The organism is Actinophytocola xinjiangensis (assembly GCF_001921215.1).
GTDB classification, from domain to species: domain Bacteria; phylum Actinomycetota; class Actinomycetes; order Mycobacteriales; family Pseudonocardiaceae; genus Actinophytocola; species Actinophytocola xinjiangensis.
This window is the reverse complement of sequence record NZ_MSIF01000024.1, coordinates 111,824-131,591: the sequence shown is the minus strand read 5'-3', so window position 1 is coordinate 131,591 and position 19,768 is coordinate 111,824. Positions and strand designations below refer to the sequence as shown.

Here is a 19,768-nt window from a genome sequence, read left to right as displayed (position 1 = left end):
TCGATCCAGTTACTAAGACACCATGGGGGGTCGCCCGGTTGTCCCGGCAATCACGGTGACCAACTTGATCGTTCCAGCGCTGGGAGGTCGCGATGCCGGTGTTCCACAACTACGTCGAGGACGTTCTCGACGGCCTGTCCGCCGAACCCGGCCGGGAGGTGCTGGTCAGCGGCGAGCGGCGGTGGGGCGCCGAGGAGTTCCGCTCGCTGGTCCACCGGTTGGCGAGGGCGCTGCGCGAACGCGGGGTGGGCCGGGGCCGGACGGTGACCCTGTTGTGCGGCAACCTGCCGGAGACCATCGCGGCCCGCTACGCGGTCAATCTGTTGGGGGCACCGTTCAACCACCTGTACAACCGCCTTGGCCCCGACGTCCAGGCGAAGATGATGACCGACGTCGAGACCCACACCCTGATCGTCGACCCGACGTTGGTCGACCGGGCCGTCCAGCTGACCTCGACCGTCGCCGTCGACCAGTTCCTCACCCTGGGCCCCACCGAGGTACCCGAGGCGGAGGACCTCCTGGCCCTGGCCGCACACCAGCCGGATGATCCGGTCACCAGCCAGGCCCGGCCCGACGACCTCTGCTTCATCCGCCACTCCGGCGGAACGACCGGCCACCCCAAGGGCATCCGCAGCACCTTCGCCCGGATGCTCGGACTGGACCAGGTCAGCGCCCTGTTCGGCGGCCACACACCCCGTGACCTGGTCTGCACCCCCGTGTCCCACGCGGCCGGCTTCATCGCCGACGCGACCCTCGCCGCCGGCGGAACCGTGGTGCTGCACCGCACGTTCGACCCAGGCGAGGTACTGGCGACGATCGAGCGGGAGCGGATCACGCACCTGTTCCTGTTGCCGCCGCTGCTGTACCAGGTGCTGGACCATCCGGCCCGGGTCGACACGTCCAGCCTGCGGCAACTCACCTACGGCGGAACCCCGTCGTCACCGACCCGGATCGCCGAGGCGGCGCGCCGGTTCGGGCCGGTGCTCCACCAGGGCTACGGACAGTTCGAGTCCGGCCCGGTCAGCATGTTGACCGCCGCCGAACACGACCCCGACCGGCTGGACATCCTGCGCACCGCCGGCCGGGTACTCCCCGGCGTCGAGGTCGAGATCCGCGACCCCGACGACGCACCGGTACCAGCGGGTCAGGTCGGCGAGATCTGCGTACGAGGCGGCGGAATGATGGAGGGCTACTGGAAGAACCCCGAGCTGACGGCCGAAGTCATGCGCGGCGGGTGGATGCACACCGGGGACCTGGGACGCCTGGACGACCACGGCTACCTGACGGTGGTCGACCGGGTGCGCGACATGATCGTGGTGGTGGGCGGGCACGTGTACACGGCGGAGTTGGAGGAGTTCCTGAGTACCCATCCCGAGGTGCGGGACTGTGCGGTGTACGGGGTGCGGGGGGTGGACGGGGTGGAGCGGATCTTCGCCTCGGTGGTGGTTCGGCCAGGGAGTGCCGTCACGGAGGAGGACCTGCGCCAGATGGTGTCGACGGGACGCGGGGCCATGTACGTGCCGGACCGGGTGGAGTTCGTCGCGGCCTTGCCGTTGACCGATGTCGGCAAGCCCGACAAGAAGGTGCTCCGGGGGCGCGCCGTCGGGTGATCTTGCTGGGTGGTTCGCTGAGCCCTCGGGTTGGCCGGGGTCGGACGACCCCGGCCAACCCGGGCGGCCCTACTGATTCACCCCCTGCCCCACGAACCGCAACGCGTCCAGGGACAGGAGGTCGGCCTTGTCCGGCCCCCAGTCGGGGTTCACGAACACGGCGTACAACGTCACCGTTCGGCCAGGGTCGGTCAGCGGGGCGTCCAGAGTGACCGTGGTGTCCCAACTGCCGGTGTTCGCGACCTCGACCGAGCCCAGGAGCTCGCCGTCCGGTGCGTCGGCGCGGAACTCCACGGTTCCGCCGATACCACCGGAGGACGCGGTCACCTGAACCGTGGTGATGTTGGTCAGGTTGACGGGCGTGTACGCCACCCAGTCCCCGTGTTCGATCTCGCCCAGGCGTTTCCCGGCGGAGGCCGCCGGCCGGTCGAGGATCTCCACGCCGCTGGAGTCCTCCAGGTGCTCCGCCTCCTTGTGTTTGGGTTCCAGCACCACGTGCGCGGAGCCGACCAAGGGCGGCGCGCCGGGAGCACCGCCATCGGTGTACTGGGCACTGACCGCCGCGTACAGGTTCTGGCCGGGGCCGTGGCTGTCACCGGTGTCGGTGCTGAGGGTTCCGGTGCAGCCGGTGACGTTGTCCATCGGGTGGAGGTGGCTGTCGTGCCCCAGTTGGGACTGGACGACCACCCTGGCGCAGTCGATGGTCCGGTCCTCGGCGTCGGCGGCCTGGATCTCGAACGGGATCTCCGTGCCCCAGTCGAACATTCCTCCGTTCGGGGGGAACAGAATTCGCACGGTCGGGCGGGTGTTGCCGGCGGTGATCGTGGTGGCCGCGACCGCTGTCAGGTTGGTGGTGGTGCTGGTGACGGTCAGCAGGGCGCGGTACTCCCCCGGTTCGGTGTACGTGTACTCGGGGTTGGGGTCCGTCGAGTCCGTTTCGCCGTCGCCGTCGAGGTCCCAGGCGTAGGTGACGGGTTCGTCGTCGCCGCCGGTCGAACCGTCGCTGGAGAAGCGGACGGTGAGCGGCGCCGGACCGGAGTCGGCGGACGCCGTCACCTCGGCCACCGGGGAGCGACCGTTGGCGACGTAGTCGATGCGGTAGATACCCGAGCCCTCGTTGGTACCTCCCCGACCGGTGCCGCTGCCTTCACCGAAGTCGATCACGTACAGGGAGCCGTCGGGGCCGAACTCGGCCTCGAAAGGCTGGATCCAGGGCAGGTCGGCGAAGATTCCGTTGATGGACAACAGATCCCCGGCGTGCGCGGCGGGGAACCGGGGATCGGTGAAGGTTTGGTCGTTCTGTTGCACGGACACGGCCTTGAACCACTTGCGGGTCAGTTCGAAGGTGAACCACTTGCCGTCGAAGTACGACGGGAACTTGCTGACCAGGTCGTTGTCCGGGTCGTGGTCGTAGACGGGGCCGGCCATCGGGCCGCCGCCGCCGGAACCCAGTTCGGGGAAGTCGGTGGAGGTGTCGTAGCTGTACCAGACCCACGCGGGGTCGGCGGCCGGCAGGTCACGCAGGCCGGTGTTGTTCGGGGAGTCGTTCACCGGCGCACCACAGTCGTAGGCCGGACCCGACGTGCCGGTGGCGAAGTCGTAGTCGCGGAACGGGGTGTTGTCGCCGGTGCAGTACGGCCAGCCCTGGTTGCCGGCCTCGGTGAGGCGCAGGAACTCGACCGTGCCGGCCGGGCCCCGGTCGGGATCGGCGGTGCGCGCGTCCGGGCCGTAGTCCCCCACCAGCACCGCGTCGGTCTTCGGGTCGACGGTGATCCGGAACGGGTTGCGCAGGCCCATCGCGTAGATCTCGGGCCGGGTCAGCGCGGTGCCGGGGGCGAACAGGTTGCCTTCGGGGATCGAGTACGTCCCGTCGTCCTCGGGGGTGATGCGCAGGATCTTGCCGCGCAGGTCGTTGGTGTTGGCGCTGGTGCCCTGGGCGTCCCACGCGGCACGGTCGGGACGCTCGTCGGTCGGGGCGAAACCGTCGGAGGCGAACGGGTCGGTGTTGTCCCCGGTGGCGACGTAGAGGTTGCCGTCGTTGCCGAACGCCAGCGAGCCGGCCATGTGCGAGTTCGCCCGGCCCTGGCCCCGGTAGGTCGGGATCTCCAGCAGGCGTTTCTCCGTCGCCAGGTCGACGGTGTCGTCGTCGGCCACGGTGAAGCGGGAGACGTTGAGCCTCGGCTCGTCCTTGTCCGACCATTGCAGGTAGAGCCAGCCGTTGCTGTCGAAGTCCGGGTCCAGTGCCAGGCCGAGCAGACCGTCGGACTGGCTGGTCATCTCCGGCGTGTAGGCGAAGTCCAGCGCCGTGGTGACGGTCAGCGTGCGCTGGTCGAGCACCTTGAGCGCGCCCGTGCGCTGGATGTAGATCACCCGCCGGTCGGGCGCGACCGCGAGTTCGAACGGGTCCGCCAGGCCCTCGGTGACCAGCGGCACCCGCTGGAAGTTGCCGGTCTCGGTCGCCGCGCAGTCACCCGGCTTGGCCCCGGCCGCCCATTCGATCCCGCCGAGCAGGTGCTGGCGGAACCACCGGTCGTCGAACTTCTCGGCCGCGTGGCCGCCGGCGGTGAACCAGGACCGGCCGCCGTCGAAGCGCTGGCACCACGACCACGGGTGGTCGAGGCCCTCGTCCAGGCCGGTGACGCTGTCGCCGGTCTTGATCTGCACCAGCGTGTGCACCGAGCCCGTGGGGTTGGTGCGCCAGTTGTACCACTCCTCCTGCTGCTCCCACAGCTCCGGCAGACCGGCCGTCGAGGGGTGCGTGCGGTCGAGCACCTTGACCCGGCCGACCTGCGGCACCGGGTGCTGGTCGAAGATCGCGCCGACCAGCTGTTCGTACCACGGCCAGTCCCGCTCACTCGCGGACGCGGCGTGGATGCCGGTGAACCCGCCGCCCGCGCGGACGAAACGCTGGAACGCGGCGCGCTGGTCGGCGTCGAGCAGGTCACCGGACTCCGGTGTCGAGTTGGTGTTGTTGAACACGACCGCGTCGAAGCCGGCCAGGTTCTCGTCGGTGAACGCCGCCGCGTCGTCGGTGGCCTCGACGGTGAAGTCGTGCTCGGCCCCCAGTTCGCGGATCGCGTCGATCCCGGCGGGGATGGAGTCGTGGTAGAAGTTCGTGGTCTTGGAGAACACCAGCACGCTGAACCGGGGTTCGGCGGTGGCGGCCGACGAGCCGAGCAGGCTGGCCACCACCGCTGTCACCACGACGACAGCGACTCTTCGCAGGGCGGGCATGAGCGTCCTTTCGCGGGTCGACTCTGACCGAAGGACACGTCCGGTACGCGGCAGTTGTCGTGCACCCCGACGTGCACACGGCACCCAGTCTGGTCCCTGAGAGCGTCACAGGCAAGCGTTTTCCTGGCCTGTTTGCGCACGGAACAGCTAAAGCAAGCCCTTTCCTATCGACAAGTCCGCAGTGGACAGTCAAGCGACGGTCTGGGCGGGGACCCTGGGGCGGCAGAGGAACATCTCGCGCACCATCCCGACCACCCACACCAGGGTGAACGCGATGATCGTCGGGTTCTTCACGAACAGCAGGACGGCCAGGTAGGTCTGCCCGGCCGACTCTGACAGCAGGTCGCCGAGCGCCTCCAGGCCGTTGCCGAAGATCACCGTGGCCAGCACGAGCAGCAGGCCGTGGAGGACCAGCCGGGGCCAGTGAGCGGTGACGAAGGGGCCGACGTTGGCGCCCCTGGCCTGGCCTCGCGGGACGGCCAGCCGCCAGAGGAGGACCACCAGCAGCACGCGGACCGCCATCACCAGCACCTCGGAGGCCGTGGCGAGGCCGGACGGGAGAGCGCCCTCCCAGTTCACGACGACCAGCCGCTGCGCCGACGGGATCAGCGACAGCCCGATCACGAGCAGGGCGTGCCGGCGGTAGAAGGCCCAGGCCCAGCGCAGTCCGGCCAGCGCGGGCGGCCACTCCTCACGAAACGTCATCGTCGGTCTCCCCTGAGTTGTTTTAGTTTACTGTACTAAATTATCAGACGCGCTAAACTTCTCCCATGGAGGAGGACACCCGGCAGGCCGCCGACTACGGCCGCGAACTGAGCACGGCGGTGGTGATGTTCCACGAGGCGGTCGGCGCCCACCTCGGGGTCACCGCCGGGGACCAGCGCGCCCTCGCGGTGATCGGCCGCCACGGCCCGCTCTCCGCCGGGGCGCTCGCCGAGCACACCGGCCTGACCCCCGGCGCCGTCACCGGCATGGTCGACCGGCTCGAACGCGCCGGTCTCGCCACCCGCGACCCCGACCCCCAGGACCGCCGCCGGGTTCTGATCACCGCCACCGGCCACCTGCCCGACGTCTTCACCGACCTCGCCGCCGCCATGGCCACCGTCACCGCCCGCTACGACCAGACCCAACTGGCGACGATCGCCGACTACGTCACCCGCACCGTCGAGGTCCTGCGCGAGCAGACCCGCCGCCTGCGCGACACCCGACGCTGACCGGTCGAATCCTCGTCATTCGCGGTCACCGCGCGCGGTGTTCCGGCTACAGTTCGCAGGTTCCCTCCGGTGAAGGAGAACCCTGGTGACGGCACTGCGGCCCGGCGACCCGGAACGAATCGGCGACTACACGACCCAGAGCCGTCTCGGCAACGGCGCCATGGGCCGGGTCTTCCTCGCGCGGTCACCGGGAGGCAGGCGGGTCGCGGTGAAGGTCGTGCGCACCGAACTCGCCGACGACGACGAGTTCCGGGAACGCTTCCGCCAGGAGGTCGCGGCGATGCGCGCCGTCGGCGGGTTCTGGACCGCCGCGGTCGTCGACGCCGACCCGGACGCGCCGATCCCCTGGCTGGCAACGGAGTACGTGTCCGGGCCGACGCTGCAGGCCGCCGTCACCGCCGGCGGGCCACTGGACCTCGACCGGGCCCGCGCACTCGCCGCCGGGCTCGCCGAGGCGCTGCGCGCGGTGCACAACGCCGGGCTCATCCACCGGGATCTCAAGCCCGCCAACGTGTTGCTCACCGAGGACGGCCCCAGGGTCATCGACTTCGGCATCGCGCGGGCACTGGACAGCACCGGGCTCACCGCGACCGGCATGGTCGTCGGCACACCGAGTTTCCTGTCCCCCGAACAGATCGAGGGCCGCGAGATCACCTCGGCCAGCGACCTGTTCTCCCTCGGCTCGGTCCTGGTCTTCGCCACCACCGGCAACGGCCCGTTCGGCGCGGGCTCGCTGCCGGCACTGGTCTACCGGGTCGTCCACGGCGAACCGGAGATCGCCGGCGTACCCGAGCAACTGCGCCCGCTGGTGGCCCGCTGCCTCGACCGCGACCCGACGGCCCGGCCCACCCCGACCGAGGTACTCACCGAACTCGGGGACGCCGCGGCCGACTGGGCGTCGCTGGCCCAGGAACCCGCCAACGAACCCACCAGGGCACACACCAGGGTCGCCGCCCCGGTCATCGAGCTGGCACCGGTACCTCAAGTGGCATCGGCACCGATGGCGGTGGTGCCCTCCCCGCCCCCTGCGCCGCCCGTCGACCCGAGCGTCACGAGGTTCCAGGTCCGTGGCCGGGTCGGCGCCGCCGCCTCGTTCCTGATTCTCGGCCCCTTGGCGCTGTTCCTCATCGTCGGGGCGATCAGCCAGTTCAACTACAGCTACGTGGAGACCGCCTGGGCTCTCGTGATTGTCGGCTCGCCGTTCGCCTACTACGCGATCCACGAACTCTGGCGGCTGGTCAGACCGCCCCGCTGGCTGGAGGTGTCGAGTACCGGCCTGGCCGTCGGCGCGGGCCGGAACAACCGGCACCTGGCGTGGTCGGAGATCGCGCGGGTGCGGGTCCTGTACGACCGGAAACGGCCCTGGGTCCTGGTCACGGTGAATCCCGGGGTGTCCCGCGCCGGCCTCGGCGCCGAGACCACCAGCGGGTTGCGCGCCTACCCGGTCTGCCACGACCTGGGCAGGCGCACCCGCGAACGCGAACTGCACGAACTGCGCGCCGCACTCGGCTGGTACGGCCGGGACGTCTACGACCCGAGCCCCTGAGCGCCGCCCGTCACGTCATCGCCGCCTCCAGCGCCACGGCCGTGTCCGGGTACTCGTCGAGCAGCGCCGCGCCGCCCGGGGCGGCGGCGGTCCACTCCCCCGCACAGCCCAGGAGGTCCGCGAGCGCGTCGCAGGTCGCCGGATGGTCGGCCAGCAGCGCGACACCGGTACCGGAGGCGGCGCGGGTCACCGGCACGTGCTCGGGCGCCAGCCACGGCGGGGTCCACTCGTCCAGCGCCGCCAGGCGGCTGGGGAACATCCGGCCGGCCTCGCGGATCAGCAGCGGGGCCAGGTCGGCGCCGCCGGCCTTGAGGGTGCCGATCAGGGTCGGCAGCCACGGCAGCAGGACCGGATCCGGCAGCCGGGTGAACGCGTTGGACACCGCCTCCACCACGAAGTCGACCAGGCCCGGCGCCGGCTCCAGCGCGTGCACGAAACCACTGAGGTAACGCGGATACGCCGGCAGGGTCAGCGGACTGTCCACCAGCTCGTCGCAGCGGGCACGCAGCTCGGCACGGGACAGGGTGCCCAGCTGGACCTGCGCCGCCCACAACAGGGCGACCAGGGACGGCTCGCCCGGGTGGGACTGGGCGACGGCCAGTTCCAGCTGGGTCCGGTCACAGCCGAGCGACAGCGCCAGACCCTCCATGCTGAACAGGAAGCCCAGCATCGCCGCCACCTGGTCGACGCGGGCGTCCTCGTCGGCGAAGACCATCGGCAGCAGCGTGCAGTAGTGCGCGTAGCCGGCCTTCACGAACGACTCGATCCACGCCGGCAGCACCGGCTCGGTGGTGCGGTAGAACGCCAGCAGGCGGCGGATCCGGCGCAGCACCTCCGGCGCGCCGTCGGCGCCGCGTTCACCCGTGAGGACCTCCAGCGCGCGCACGCCCAGCTCGCCGGCGAGGCGGTGGCTGCGCAGGTACAGCGTCGCGTCCTCGACGGCGGCCAGCACGGTCGCGGCCGTGGCCCGGGGCGAGTGGGCGATCCGGCGCAGACGCTGCTCCAGCACGTGCTCGACGGTCACGCCCTCGTAGCCGAGCTCGATGAGCCCGCGCTGGTAGGTGCCCAACGCCAGGTCCCACGACTCCTGGATGGGGCGCTCCCCCAGCCGCCGCTCCCCCATGATCGGCCGGGCGGCGCCGTCGGGCATCAGCCAGCGCAGCATCCACAGCAGGTCCGAGCACGCCTCCAGCTCCGGCTGTGACGCGATGTCCAGCAGTGCCCGCCGCACCCCGCGCTGGTCCAGCTTGAGGTTCAGCGGCGCCAGGCGGTCGTGCACGTCCCTGGCCAGCGGCGGCAGCGCGTCGTAGCCGACCTGGCCGATGCGGTCGCCGCCCATCATGATCTCGACGATGCGGCGCACGTCCCGGCGGCCGGGTACGGTGTCCTTCTCGATGCAGGTGACCGCCGCGTCCTGGAAGTCGTACGGGGTCGGCTTGGCCCGGTCCCGCATGCCCGCCAACAGGATCGAGGTCTCGAACACCGCGATCGCGTCGGCCGTCGAGGACAGGTAGCCGTTGCGCCGCGCCGCCCGCACGACCTCCACCGACCAGCCGAGCAGCTCAGCCTCGTCGAGCCGGTCGACCACCGGCGGGCGTTGCAGGAACCCGGTGAGGTTGTCCGCCGGGGTGATCTCCGGCGCCGGGGCCGGCAGCGCCGCCGGCTTCTTCTTCGTGCCGCCGGCCTGGCCGGCCAGCCGGAAGGGCTTCACCCTGGTGCGCTTGAGGTTCTTGGCCCACTCGGTCGCCGCGATCGACACCGATCCCGGCGCCAGACCGAACTGGGCCTCGATCGAGGCGTGGCTGGACGGGATGAGGCCGTGCTGCCAGCGGCTGGCCGACCGGGGGCTGATCTCGAACGTGTCGCTCCCGTCGACACCGAACTCGGCGACCCGGCTGGCGGCGTGGAACGCGCCGCACACGTAGAGACAGTCGGCCGGGTCGGTGCCGGTGGCCGCCAGGTGCTGGCGCATCCGCGTCCACATGTACCGCTCGCGGTCCTCGTCGACGCGCGTCTCGTGCGGGTCGCCGGGGGCCAGGCGGCGGAACAGGCTGCCGATGAGCAGCATGACCTGGCGGTAGGTGTCGTGGTCGCTGTCGCCCAGCGGCAGCTCGACGTACTGGTGCCACCACTCCGACCAGTGCCGCACCTTGCCGTGGTGCAGCAGGTGTTCGCGCAGTTCGGCGAACCGGGGCCGCAGGTCGCCGATGCCCACGCCGACGGCGTCGCCGTGCAGCGCGGCCTCCTCCTCCGGCGGCGGCGCGTCCGGGTCGGCCGGTTCGGCGGGCGCCCGCGGGCGGTCCCACTGGAACACGTGGTCGGCCGAGCGGTCGACCAGCACCAGCTCCACGCCGGGCGTGTCCAGGGCGTAGGAGATCGCCTGGTACTCGGCCGACGCCTCGGTGATCGGCGCGACCACCGACAGCGGCGCCCACTCGGCGGGGAAACCGTCGATCTCGGTGGCGAAGGCCTGGACCGCGACCGGCAGCCGGCAGTTGCGCAGTTCGGTCAGCAGCGGCGCCAGGTCCTCGCACAGCTCCAGGTAGACGACCTTGGGTTGTTTGTCGCGCAGCCGCCGGGCCATCGCGATCGCCGAGGCCGGCGAGTGGTGGCAGACCGGGAAGATCTCCAACGGTTCCCGCACGGCCCGGTCGACGTCGTCGACGATGCCGAGCAGGATCCCCTCCAGGGCGTCCGGCCCGTCGGCGAACGTGTCCGCCGCCTCCCGCAGCTGCGTGCGCAGCGCGTCGAACCGACTCACGACAGGGTGGCGATCGCGTCGCGGCCACCGTCGAGGAACTCGCGCCACTCGCCGCCCTCGTCCTTGCTGCGCGGCTCGATGACGCCGTGCAGGTACTTGTTGAGGATCGCCAGGTCCTCCGGTTCGCGGCGGGCCAGTGAGCCGACGAGCGAGGCCGCGAGCGTGCGGGCGTCGAGCGCGCGCCGGCCGAAGAAGTTGCTGTGCAGGATCGCGTCCTCCAGCACCCCGATCTGCTCGGCGGTCGACAGCGCCGACTCCAGTTTCTCGTCGTCGCTGCCCGCCGAGGCGGCCGTGGCCCGCAGGTCGGCGAAGCTGCGCAGCAGCACGTCGAGCAGCGTCGGCGGCACGTCCAGCTCGATCTGGTGGCGGCGCAGGAGTTCCTCGGTGCGGAAGCGGACGATCTCCGACTCGCTCTTCTTGTTGGTCACCACCGGGATGCGCACGAAGTTGAACCGGCGCTTCAACGCCGAGGACAGGTCGTTGACGCCCCGGTCGCGGCTGTTGGCGGTGGCGATGATCGAGAAACCCGGCTTGGCGAACACGATGTTGTCAGCACCGTTGGCACTGTCGTTGTCGCCGCCCAGTTCTGGCACCGAGATGTACTTCTCCGACAGGATCGAGATCAGCGCGTCCTGCACGTCGCTGGTGGAGCGGGTCAGCTCCTCGAACCGGCCGATCGACCCCCGCTCCATCGCGGTCATGATCGGCGAGGGGATCATCGACTCGCGCGACTGTCCCTTGGCGATGACCATCGACACGTTCCACGAGTACTTGATGTGGTCCTCGGTGGTGCCGGCCGTGCCCTGCACGACCAGCGTCGAGTTCCGCGAGATCGCCGCGGACAGCAGCTCGGCCAGCCAGCTCTTGCCGGTGCCCGGGTCGCCGATGAGCAGCAGACCCCGGTCCGAGGCCAGCGTGACGACCGCGCGTTCGACGAAACTCCGGTCACCGAACCACTTCTGGGCGACCTCGCGGTCGAGGCCGTCGGCGCGTTCCGCGCCGAGGATGAACAGCCGGACCATCTTGGGCGACAGGCGCCAGGCGAACGGCTTGGGGTTGTCGTCGATGGACTCCAGCCAGTCCAGCTCCTCCGCGTACTTGAGCTCGGCGGGGGCGCGCAACAGGTCGGACATGTGAGGCCTTTCTGGTGGTCAGGAGGTGAGAAAAGTCTTGAGTTCGTGCACGAGCTTGCCGATGTGGCCGGAGATCACCGGGGTGCCGAGGTCCTTGAACCGTTCGCGGAACCACGGGTTGACCGCGCCCCGGCCGCCGCTGGTGACCGAGCCGACGGGGATGAACTTCGCGCCGGAGCGGTGGATGGCGGCCATCGACTCGAACAGCTGCTCGACCCTGGTCTCGTAGAAGTCGGAGATCCACACCACCACGGTGTTGCGCGGCTCGGCGATCTTGGGCTGGGTCAGTCCCATCGCGACCATGCCGTCGTTGCCGCCACCGAGGTTGGTGCGCAGCAACGTCTCGAAGGGATCGTGCACCCACGGGGTCAGGTCAAGCGCCTGGGTGTCGTAGGCGATCAGGTGCACGTCCACCTTCGGCAACCCGGCGAAGATCGACGCCAGGATCGCACAGTTGACCATCGAGTCCACCATGGACCCCGACTGGTCGACGACCGCGATCAGCCGCTGCGGGGTGTTCTTGCGCGCGGTCTGCCGGTAGTAGAGCTGGTCGACGTAGAGCCGTTCCTCCTCGGGGCTCCAGTTGACCAGGTTCTTCCAGATGGTGCGGTTCAGGTCGAGGTTGCGGTACACGCGCTTGGGCGGCACCGAGCGGTCGATGGCGCCGACCGACGCCTTCTCCACCTGGGTGCGCAGCACCTCGGCGACCTCGTCGACGAACCGGCGGATCAGCGACTTCGCGTTGCGCAGCGCCACGCCGGACAGATTGTTCTTGTCCCGCAACAGTTGTTCGATCAGCGACATGCTCGGGGTGAGCTGGGCGGCCAGGGTCGGGTCGGCGAGCACCTCGCGCAGCCGCATCCGGTTGACCAGGTCGGCCTCCAGATCGGCCAGGTCCGGGCCGATGTCGGGCACCAGCGTGCCCAGCTCCGGTGTCGGCGCGCCACCGCTCCCGCCGCGACCCGACCGGCCCCGCAGCTCACCCGGCTGGGCTCCCAGGGCGCGCTCCAGCCAGCCGGCGTCGGACTGCCACTGGGACAGCTGGCCGGCGGTGACGTTGCCCGCGCCGGTGGCGAACACGTTGAGCAGCACCTTGGACGCCAGGGCCGCGCGGCGCACCTCGGCGTCGCCGTCGCGTTCACCGTCGCGGTCGGGGACCATCAGGCCGGCGAACTCGGCGGCCAGTTCGGGGTGGCGCTGCACGATCGCGTCGACCGAGGCACCCGGGTCCAGCAGCGCGGTCGGCAGCCCGAGGTCCTCGACGACCGCGACGCTGGCCGACTCCAGGCTGGCCTGCTCCTCGGGGTCGAACAGCCGGGCGAGCAGCCGCCAGTACAACACCTGGCGGCGGTTGTCGTTGGCGTTCACTTGCGCAGCAACCTTCCCGCCCGCTCGCGTAACACGGTCACCGCGTCGGTGGCGGCCTTCTCCGCCTTGACGCCGTTCTTGTCGGTGGTGCCGCCGGCCCACGCACCGGCGTGCACCGCGACCGCCTTCTTCTTCACCACGGTCTCCACCGCCAGCGGCTGCACGGAGAACGTGCCGGCGTCCCACCGGAGCAGGCCGAGGCACGCGCCCGACGAGGCGACGGCGGCCGGGGTGAGCGGGCTGGCGACCGGGACCCGGTCGAGGTCGACCGGCAGGCGGTGCCCGGCGACGGTGACGCCGATCGCGTCGCCGTCCTTGTCGGTGGTGTAGCCCTCCAGGAAGACCGGGACGGCCAGCCGCGCCGGGTGCCGGTCCAGCGGCGCGACCGGCGGGGTGGCGGCGGTGGGCAGCACGACGCGCGCGGTGACGAACGGGTCGGCCGGCGCGCCGGGGCGGGCACGTTCCTCGTCCCAGACCAGGTCGCCCTCGGCGGTGACCGGCATGGCCTCGACGTCCATCGAGCGGCCATCGCCGGCGGCGGCGAGCAGCGACAGGTGGGGCCGCAGCAGCTGCCACAGCCCGGCGCCGAGCACGGTGTCCGGTTTGGGCACCGACACGCTGGCCCGCACCAGTCGGGGTGTCGACCCGTCGGCCGGTTCGAGGACCGCGTGCACCTGGGCCTGGGCGGCGGTGCCGTGTTCGTGCAGGTCGACGCCCAGCGGCAGGAGGCGGCCGGTGGCGGTGCCGCCGGGGGCGCCGCCGAGCGCGCCGGGCAGCGTCAGCACCAGCGCCCGCGACCACAGGTCGCCCCAGCGGCGGGCCGGGACCTGGTCGATGCCGGCGCCGGGGCAGGACGCGGCGAGCTCGGCGGCGAACCCGTCGAGCAGCGCGGCCAGCCGGCGCGGCGCCGGGTCGGGCAGCATCGCCGAGATCACCGGCGCGGAGCCGGACACCAGGTCGTGGTCGAGGCCGCGCCAGCCGGCCCGCGCGAGGTCGGCGAGCCAGGACCTGGCCGCCGCCAACAGGTTCGGCGACACCTCGGCCCCCGGTTCGGGGGCGGCCGGCTCGGCGTGCGGGCGGCCGGTGGCTTCGTCGACCCTGGCGGACAGGGCGTCGTGCACCGAGCCGAGCAGCGCGGTCCTGGCGGCGGCGACCGCCAGGAAGTGGTCCTCACCGGCGGCGCCGGCGGCGATCTTGTCCACCGCCTCGGCGACCCGCCCGGCCAGCGGTGAGCCGGCGAGCGCGTCGGCCAGCCCGGTCAGCGCCGCGACCTGGGCCGGTTGCGGGCGCAGCAGCCCGGCGGTGAGGGCCTGGTCGCCGCCGTCGACGGCGGCGAGCGCCTCGTCGAGCCCGGCGATCGGTTCGGCGAGCAGGTCGGCGCGCATCAGACCACCGTCCTGGTCGGCGGGAACCACTGCATCTCCGGCAGCGGCGCGGTGGTCGGCGGCAGTTCCAGGTACGCGAGGTGGCGCAGGAACTGGCTGAACACCGTCGCGGCGGCCCCGCTGTCGCCCTGGGCCGGCGCGGTGGCCGACATCGCCGAGGCGATGGCCTGGCCGGTGGGCTCGGGGTCGGTCTCGACCCGCAGGTAGCGCGCGACGCGCGTGGCGCCGTACTGCAACACCGCCTCGTTGATCATGGTGAGGATGTGGTTGCAGAACATCCCCCTGGCGCCGCCGCAGGGCCGGTTGTTGTTGGTACTACAGGCGAAGACGAAACTGCCGGCGGCCACCGACGAGACGTAGACCCGCCCGATGTCCGAGCCGCTGGACACCACTCCCTGCAACCGTCCGTCCGCCAGCTCGACGAACGGAACCTTCGCCAGCTTGCGCGGGCGAGCGGGCGACAACACCCGTGCCATGCTGAACTTCTCCCGATCCGACAACGCACCATCTCCCTGCACCACGTGCCCGTCCTCCTCGACGGGGCGTGCCAGAAGATAGCGGCCGGCACCGACAGAACCGGGCAGAGCCGACGAAGTCGCTGATCAACTACGGTGGCCCAGGTCATAGCTGAGGGTCAGCACCCCGGGCCGGGACTCGGTGGCGTGACCGGTGAGCCCGGCCAGCCCGCCGGTGCCGGAGTGCGGGACGACGGTGCCGAAGGTGCTCTGGTCCTCCCCGTCGGACAGGCCGCCGTGCTGGATGACGAACGTGCCGGCGCGGCCGTCGACGGTCACGTCGAGCCGTTCGGAGGCGACGTAGCCGGCGCCGTCGGCGCCCTGCGCGGTGAGCACCTCGGCGACCCCGGTGCCGGCCAGCGCGCCCCGGTAGGTCTTGCGGATGACGATCCTGGTCAGCTTCGGACCGTCGGCCGGCTCGTCGTAGGCGACCTCGTCCCAGCTGTCGATGTCGAACTCCGCCTCGGCGGTGTTCACCGGTTCTCCTTGCCGTGGGGGGTGATGCGGGCGAGGGCACCGAACTCCAGCGCGGTCCACAGCGCACCGTCGGGCCCGAGGGTGATGCCGTGCGGTTCGGCGCCGGCGGTCGGCAGGTCGTGGCTGGTGAGCACGCCGCCGGTGGTGACGGAGCCGACGCGGTTGCCGCCCCACTCGGTGAACCACAGCCTGTCGCCGGGGCCGGCGGTGATGGCGTGCGGGCGGCCGGCCCGGTCGGCCAGCGGGTACTCGGTGATCCGGCCGCCGGTGGTGATCCGGCCGATCTGCCCGGCGGCGATCTCGACGAACCACAGCGCGCCGTCCGGACCGGCGGTGAGGCCGACGGGTGCGGCGGCCTCGGTCGGCAGCGGGTGCACGGTGACCGCGCCGTCGAGGTCGATCCGGCCGATCGCGTTGGCCTGGTTGAGGGTGAACCACAGGGCGCGGTCGGGCCCGGCGGTGATCGCCGACGGGAACGCGCCGGCCGTGGGCAGCGGGAACTCGGTCACCGTGCCGTCGGTGGTGATCCGGCCGATGCGGTCCGCGGCGGTCTCGGTGAACCACAGGGCGCCGTCGGGGCCGGCGGCGATGCCGAACGGGCCGCACTCCCCCAGCGCGAACCCGGTGACCGTGCCGCCGGTGGTGATCCGGCCGATCCGGTGCGCGCGGTACTCGGTGAACCAGAGCGCGCCGTCCGGGCCGGTGACGATGACCGTGGGGCCGGCGTCCGGGTCGAGGTCGTGGACGGTCGGCGTCCCGCCCGGCACCAGCCGGCCGATCTGTCCGCTGTGGACGAGGGTGAACCACAGGGCGCCGTCCGGACCGGTGGTGATCGCGTACGGGCCGGCGCCGGGTACCGGGTACTCCTCGACGGACACCTCGGCGTTCTCACCGGCGGCGCTCACCGCAGCCCCTCGGCGATGGCGGCGACGTCGGCCGGGGTGCCGGACATGATCACCCGGGCGTGCTCGGTGACCGCCTCGACCGGCCAGTCCCACCACGCCGCCCGCAGCAACAGCTGGACGTCGGCGTCGTCGAAGCGCCGCCGGATCACCCGGGCTGGGTTGCCGCCCACGATCGTGTAGGGCGGGACGTCGGCGGTGACCACCGCGCCCGCGGCGATGATCGCGCCGTCACCGATCGTCACGCCGGGCAGCACGACCGACTGGTAGCCGAACCACACGTCGTTGCCGACGACCGTGTCACCCCGGCTCGGCATGCCGGTGACCAGGTCCAGGGTGGACTCCGCCCAGTCGCCGCCGAACATGGTGAACGGGTAGGTGGACACGCCCATCGTCGGGTGCTCGGCGCCGGCCATCAGGAACCGGGTGCCGGCGGCGATGGCGCAGTACCGGCCGATCACCAGGCGTTCGGTGCCGTACGCGTAGAGCACGTTGCGCCGCTCGAACCCGGTCGCGCCGTCCGGGTCGTCGTAGTACGTGTACTCGCCGACGCTGATCACCGGCGAGTCGATCAACGGCCTGAGGAACACCACCCGCTCGTGGGCCGGCAGCGGATGTCGGGTCGTGGGATCAGGTGACAAAGGTACCTCCTGGTGACGGTGCGTACGACCACGCTACGGCCGGCGAGACGATGCGGAATCTGTCACAACCAGGTACTTCCGTCCGGTGATGCCCGGTCGGCTTCAGTACTGTCGCCGGGTGTTGCGCGGGCGGGATCAGGAGCGGGCGGTCCTCGACCAGCTGCTCGACGAGTGCCGGACCGGCCGCAGCGGGAGCCTGCTGGTCACCGGCGAGCCCGGCATCGGCAAGACCGCGCTGCTGGAGTACGCGGTGGCGGCGGCCCGCGGCGCGCGGGTCCTGCACGGCACCGGCATCGAGTCCGAGGCGCACCTGCCCTTCGCCGGCCTGCACCTGCTGCTGCGACCGGCCATCGAGCACACCGACGCCCTGCCCGACCCGCAGGCCAGGGCACTGCGCGGGGCGTTCGGGCTGGCGCGGGCCGAGCCGGGCGACCGGATGCTCGTCGGGCTCGCCGTGCTGTCGCTGCTGGCCGAGTACGCCGGCGGCGGCCGCGTGCTGTGTGTGGTCGACGACGCGCAGTGGCTCGACCGGGCCTCGACCGAGGCGCTGCTGTTCGCCGCGCGGCGCTTCGACGCCGAGGGCATCGCGCTGGTCGTCGGCGCCCGGACCGGATTCGTCGCGCCCGGCCTGCCCCGGCTGGCGCTGACCGGGCTCGACGACCCGGCCGCGGCCGAGTTGCTGGCCGAGCACGCCGGCGCGCTCTCGCCGGCCGACCGGCACCGGGTGCTGGCCCAGGCCCGGGGCAACCCGCTGGCCCTGCTCGAACTGCCGGCCGCGCTGGGCACCGAACGCCCGGCCGGTGACGTGCTGCCGATGACCGACACCGTGCGGGCCGCGTTCCTCGACCAGGTCCGGCGGCTGCCCGAGCCGACCCAGCGCCTGTTGCTGGTCGCCGCCGCCGAGGACACCGGCGACCGGGGCGTGGTGCTGCGCGCGGCCGCGACCCTGGGCTGTGGGCCGGCGGACCTGGTGCCGGCCGAGGCCGCCGGCCTGGTCGGGGTGGACAGCCGCACCGTGCGGTTCCGCCACCCGCTGGTGCGCTCGGCGGTCCACCAGGCGGCGCCGGTCAGCCTGCGGCTGGTGGTGCACACCGCGCTGGCCGACGCCCTGGACCAGCCGCGGGACGCCGACCGGCGCGCCTGGCACCACGCCGTGGTGGCCACCGGCCCGGACGAGGCGGTGGCCGTCGAGCTGGAACGCACGGCCGCGCGGGCCGGCGCGCGCAGCGGGTACGCCGCCGCGTCGGCCGCCTACGAGCGGGCCGCCCAGCTGACCCCGGCCGGCCACGACCTGGCCCGACGGCTGGTCCTGGCGGCGGAGTCGGCCGCCGAGGAGGGCGACGTCGACCGCATGGCCAGCCTGGCCGGGGCGAGCGCGGGCCACACCGACGACCCCGGTCTGACCGTGCGCGCCGGCCGGGTCCGGGCCACCGCCGCCTTCCACCGGGGTTCGCTGCGCACCGCCCGCCGGCTGCTGACCGAGGCGGCGGCGCTGGCCGGCGACCTGCCGCTGGCCACCCACCTGCTGCTCGACGCCGTGCACGCCGCCTGGTACCTGGGCGAGCCCGACCTGGCCGAGACCACCGGCCGGCTGGCCGCACTGCCGCTGCCGCCTGGCGACCCGCTCACCCACGTCGCCGCCCTGCTGACCTGGGTCGCCAACGCCGCCTCCGGCCGGCCGGAGGCGGCCAGCCTCGCCGAGCGGCTGGCCGACGCCCGGCGCACCGGCTTCGGCGGCCCGCACGACACGATCCTGGTCGGCGCCACCAGCCTGCAGGCCGCCGGCGCGGACACCGAGGCGCACCGGGTGGCAGAGGAGCTGCTTGGCCGGTGCCGGGACAACGGCTGGATCGGCCGCACCCCGCCCGTGCTGGCCTGTGTCGCCCGGTCCTCGGCGTTCCTCGGCCGGCACGCCGACGCCCAGGACGAGGCCGGTCAGGCCCTGCACCTGGCCAGGGAGCTCGGCCACCGGCAGTGGATCGCCGAGATCAGCGGTGTGCTGGCCTATCTGGCGGCGCTGGCCGGCGACGAGCACCGCTGCCAGGCGCACGCCGAGGACGCGCTGGCCGCGCCGGACCCCGGGGTGCCGGCGCCAGGGCTGTCCTGGGCCCAGTGGTCGCTGGCGTTGCTGGACCTGGGCAGCGGGCAGTGGGAGTCCGCCCTGGCCCGGCTCACCGCGCTGCACACCGGCCCGGTCGCCCACCAGCTGCCCGGCCCGCGCAGCATCCCCGACCTGGTGGAGGCGGCCGTGCGGCTCGGTCGGCCCGACGAGGCCGCGGGGCCGCTGGCCAGGCTGGAGGTGTGGGCCGGGCACGCGAACCAGCCGTGGATCGACGCGCTGGTCCACCGCTGCCGGGCCCTGCTCGGACAGGACCCCGGGGCCCACTACGAGGCGGCGTTGGCGCTGCACCCGGCCGACCGCCCGTTCGACCGCGCCAGGACCGCGCTGCTGCACGGTGAGTGGCTGCGCCGCGCCCGCCGCCGGGCGCGGGCGCGGACCCAGCTGCGTGACGCGCACGAGACCTTTCACCGTCTGGGAGCCGTTCCGTGGGCGCACCGCGCCCGCACCGAGCTCGACGCCACCGGCGAGTCCGTCCGGGAGCCGGCCGGTGACCCGGTGCTGGCGGTCCTCACCCCGCAGGAACGCACGATCGTCCGGCTGGCCGCGCGTGGACTGTCCAATCGGGACATCGCGGCGCAGCTGTACCTCAGTCCGCGCACGGTCGGTTACCACCTGTACAAGGCCTTTCCCAAACTCGGGGTCGGCGCCCGGTCCGAACTGGCCGCTCTCGGCCTCCTCGACACCGGCCCGTGACCAACCACGTTTCAGCCATCTTTCGTCCACGCCGGTCGTTCAGGCTCCTCACCGCACGAAACGCACGAACTCCAGGTCGGTGAAGGGAGTAGAACCATGATCAAGGCCACGCTCGGCTACGCCAAGTACGCGCTCGGCGCCATCACCGCGGTCGCGTTCTCCGTCTG

The 19,768-nt window shown here is 72.3% G+C and carries 14 protein-coding genes; 4 read left to right on the top strand and 10 right to left on the bottom strand.

From position 1 onward, the window contains the following. The first annotated feature begins 92 nt into the window (after positions 1-92). The gene (locus tag BLA60_RS33950; protein WP_075137134.1) at positions 93-1,610 is read left to right on the top strand and encodes an AMP-binding protein; all 1,518 of its coding nucleotides are present in this window, start codon (positions 93-95) and stop codon (positions 1,608-1,610) included. Between the two features lie 69 nt (positions 1,611-1,679). Here the strand turns inward: BLA60_RS33950 and BLA60_RS33945 are convergent, their stop codons facing one another. Then, positions 1,680-4,844, bottom strand: a complete 3,165-nt coding sequence (locus BLA60_RS33945; protein ID WP_075137133.1) for a ThuA domain-containing protein — start codon at positions 4,842-4,844, stop codon at positions 1,680-1,682. Between the two features lie 189 nt (positions 4,845-5,033). Further along, entirely contained in the window at positions 5,034-5,549 is a 516-nt protein-coding gene (locus tag BLA60_RS33940) for a hypothetical protein (RefSeq protein ID WP_075137132.1), read from the bottom strand. A gap of 65 nt (positions 5,550-5,614) precedes the next feature. Between BLA60_RS33940 and BLA60_RS46345 the strand changes: the two genes are divergently transcribed. Together BLA60_RS46345 and BLA60_RS33930 are read left to right on the top strand one after the other, a co-directional pair. After that, positions 5,615-6,058 (top strand): MarR family winged helix-turn-helix transcriptional regulator, encoded by a 444-nt coding sequence (locus BLA60_RS46345; RefSeq protein WP_075137131.1) that lies wholly within the window; start codon positions 5,615-5,617, stop codon positions 6,056-6,058. Between the two features lie 85 nt (positions 6,059-6,143). Further along, complete coding sequence (locus BLA60_RS33930; RefSeq protein WP_075137130.1) at positions 6,144-7,604, top strand: serine/threonine-protein kinase; 1,461 nt, start codon at positions 6,144-6,146, stop codon at positions 7,602-7,604. Positions 7,605-7,614: 10 nt separating this feature from the next. Here BLA60_RS33930 and BLA60_RS33925 read toward each other — a convergent pair whose 3' ends face one another. From BLA60_RS33925 to BLA60_RS33890, 8 genes are all read right to left on the bottom strand, one after another. After that, positions 7,615-10,365 (bottom strand): DUF5682 family protein, encoded by a 2,751-nt coding sequence (locus BLA60_RS33925; RefSeq protein ID WP_075137129.1) that lies wholly within the window; start codon positions 10,363-10,365, stop codon positions 7,615-7,617. Further along, positions 10,362-11,498, bottom strand: coding sequence for an ATP-binding protein (locus tag BLA60_RS33920; protein WP_075137128.1), 1,137 nt, complete (start codon positions 11,496-11,498; stop codon positions 10,362-10,364). The genes BLA60_RS33925 and BLA60_RS33920 overlap by 4 nt, the downstream gene beginning before the upstream one ends. Before the next feature lie 18 nt (positions 11,499-11,516). Beyond that, positions 11,517-12,866: a VWA domain-containing protein gene (locus BLA60_RS33915; RefSeq protein ID WP_075137127.1), complete on the bottom strand. Its 1,350-nt coding sequence runs from the start codon at positions 12,864-12,866 to the stop codon at positions 11,517-11,519. Next, complete coding sequence (locus tag BLA60_RS33910; RefSeq protein ID WP_075137163.1) at positions 12,863-14,251, bottom strand: hypothetical protein; 1,389 nt, start codon at positions 14,249-14,251, stop codon at positions 12,863-12,865. The genes BLA60_RS33915 and BLA60_RS33910 overlap by 4 nt, the downstream gene beginning before the upstream one ends. Then, the gene (locus BLA60_RS33905) at positions 14,251-14,727 is read right to left on the bottom strand and encodes a hypothetical protein (RefSeq protein WP_075137164.1); all 477 of its coding nucleotides are present in this window, start codon (positions 14,725-14,727) and stop codon (positions 14,251-14,253) included. The genes BLA60_RS33910 and BLA60_RS33905 overlap by 1 nt, the downstream gene beginning before the upstream one ends. A gap of 126 nt (positions 14,728-14,853) precedes the next feature. After that, positions 14,854-15,243, bottom strand: a complete 390-nt coding sequence (locus tag BLA60_RS33900; RefSeq protein WP_075137126.1) for a DUF3224 domain-containing protein — start codon at positions 15,241-15,243, stop codon at positions 14,854-14,856. Continuing rightward, entirely contained in the window at positions 15,240-16,148 is a 909-nt protein-coding gene (locus tag BLA60_RS33895; protein ID WP_425427114.1) for a Vgb family protein, read from the bottom strand. The genes BLA60_RS33900 and BLA60_RS33895 overlap by 4 nt, the downstream gene beginning before the upstream one ends. Then, positions 16,145-16,786 carry a CatB-related O-acetyltransferase gene (locus BLA60_RS33890; RefSeq protein ID WP_075137125.1) on the bottom strand — a complete coding sequence of 214 codons (642 nt, stop codon included), beginning with the start codon at positions 16,784-16,786 and terminating at the stop codon, positions 16,145-16,147. The genes BLA60_RS33895 and BLA60_RS33890 overlap by 4 nt, the downstream gene beginning before the upstream one ends. Before the next feature lie 118 nt (positions 16,787-16,904). On the opposite strand from BLA60_RS33890, the gene BLA60_RS46340 reads away from it, so the two are divergent. Next, the gene (locus BLA60_RS46340) at positions 16,905-19,601 is read left to right on the top strand and encodes an AAA family ATPase (protein WP_281257502.1); all 2,697 of its coding nucleotides are present in this window, start codon (positions 16,905-16,907) and stop codon (positions 19,599-19,601) included. The last annotated feature ends 167 nt before the right edge of the window (positions 19,602-19,768 follow it).

Bases quoted from the DNA above. Each gene is read 5' to 3' on its own strand.
- BLA60_RS33950 (WP_075137134.1), top strand. From the start codon at position 93: ATGCCGGTGTTCCACAACTACGTCGAGGACGTTCTCGACGGCCTGTCC.
- BLA60_RS33945 (WP_075137133.1), bottom strand. From the start codon at position 4,844: ATGCCCGCCCTGCGAAGAGTCGCTGTCGTCGTGGTGACAGCGGTGGTG.
- BLA60_RS33940 (WP_075137132.1), bottom strand. From the start codon at position 5,549: ATGACGTTTCGTGAGGAGTGGCCGCCCGCGCTGGCCGGACTGCGCTGG.
- BLA60_RS46345 (WP_075137131.1), top strand. From the start codon at position 5,615: ATGGAGGAGGACACCCGGCAGGCCGCCGACTACGGCCGCGAACTGAGC.
- BLA60_RS33920 (WP_075137128.1), bottom strand. From the start codon at position 11,498: ATGTCCGACCTGTTGCGCGCCCCCGCCGAGCTCAAGTACGCGGAGGAG.
- BLA60_RS33910 (WP_075137163.1), bottom strand. From the start codon at position 14,251: ATGCGCGCCGACCTGCTCGCCGAACCGATCGCCGGGCTCGACGAGGCG.
- BLA60_RS33905 (WP_075137164.1), bottom strand. From the start codon at position 14,727: ATGGCACGGGTGTTGTCGCCCGCTCGCCCGCGCAAGCTGGCGAAGGTT.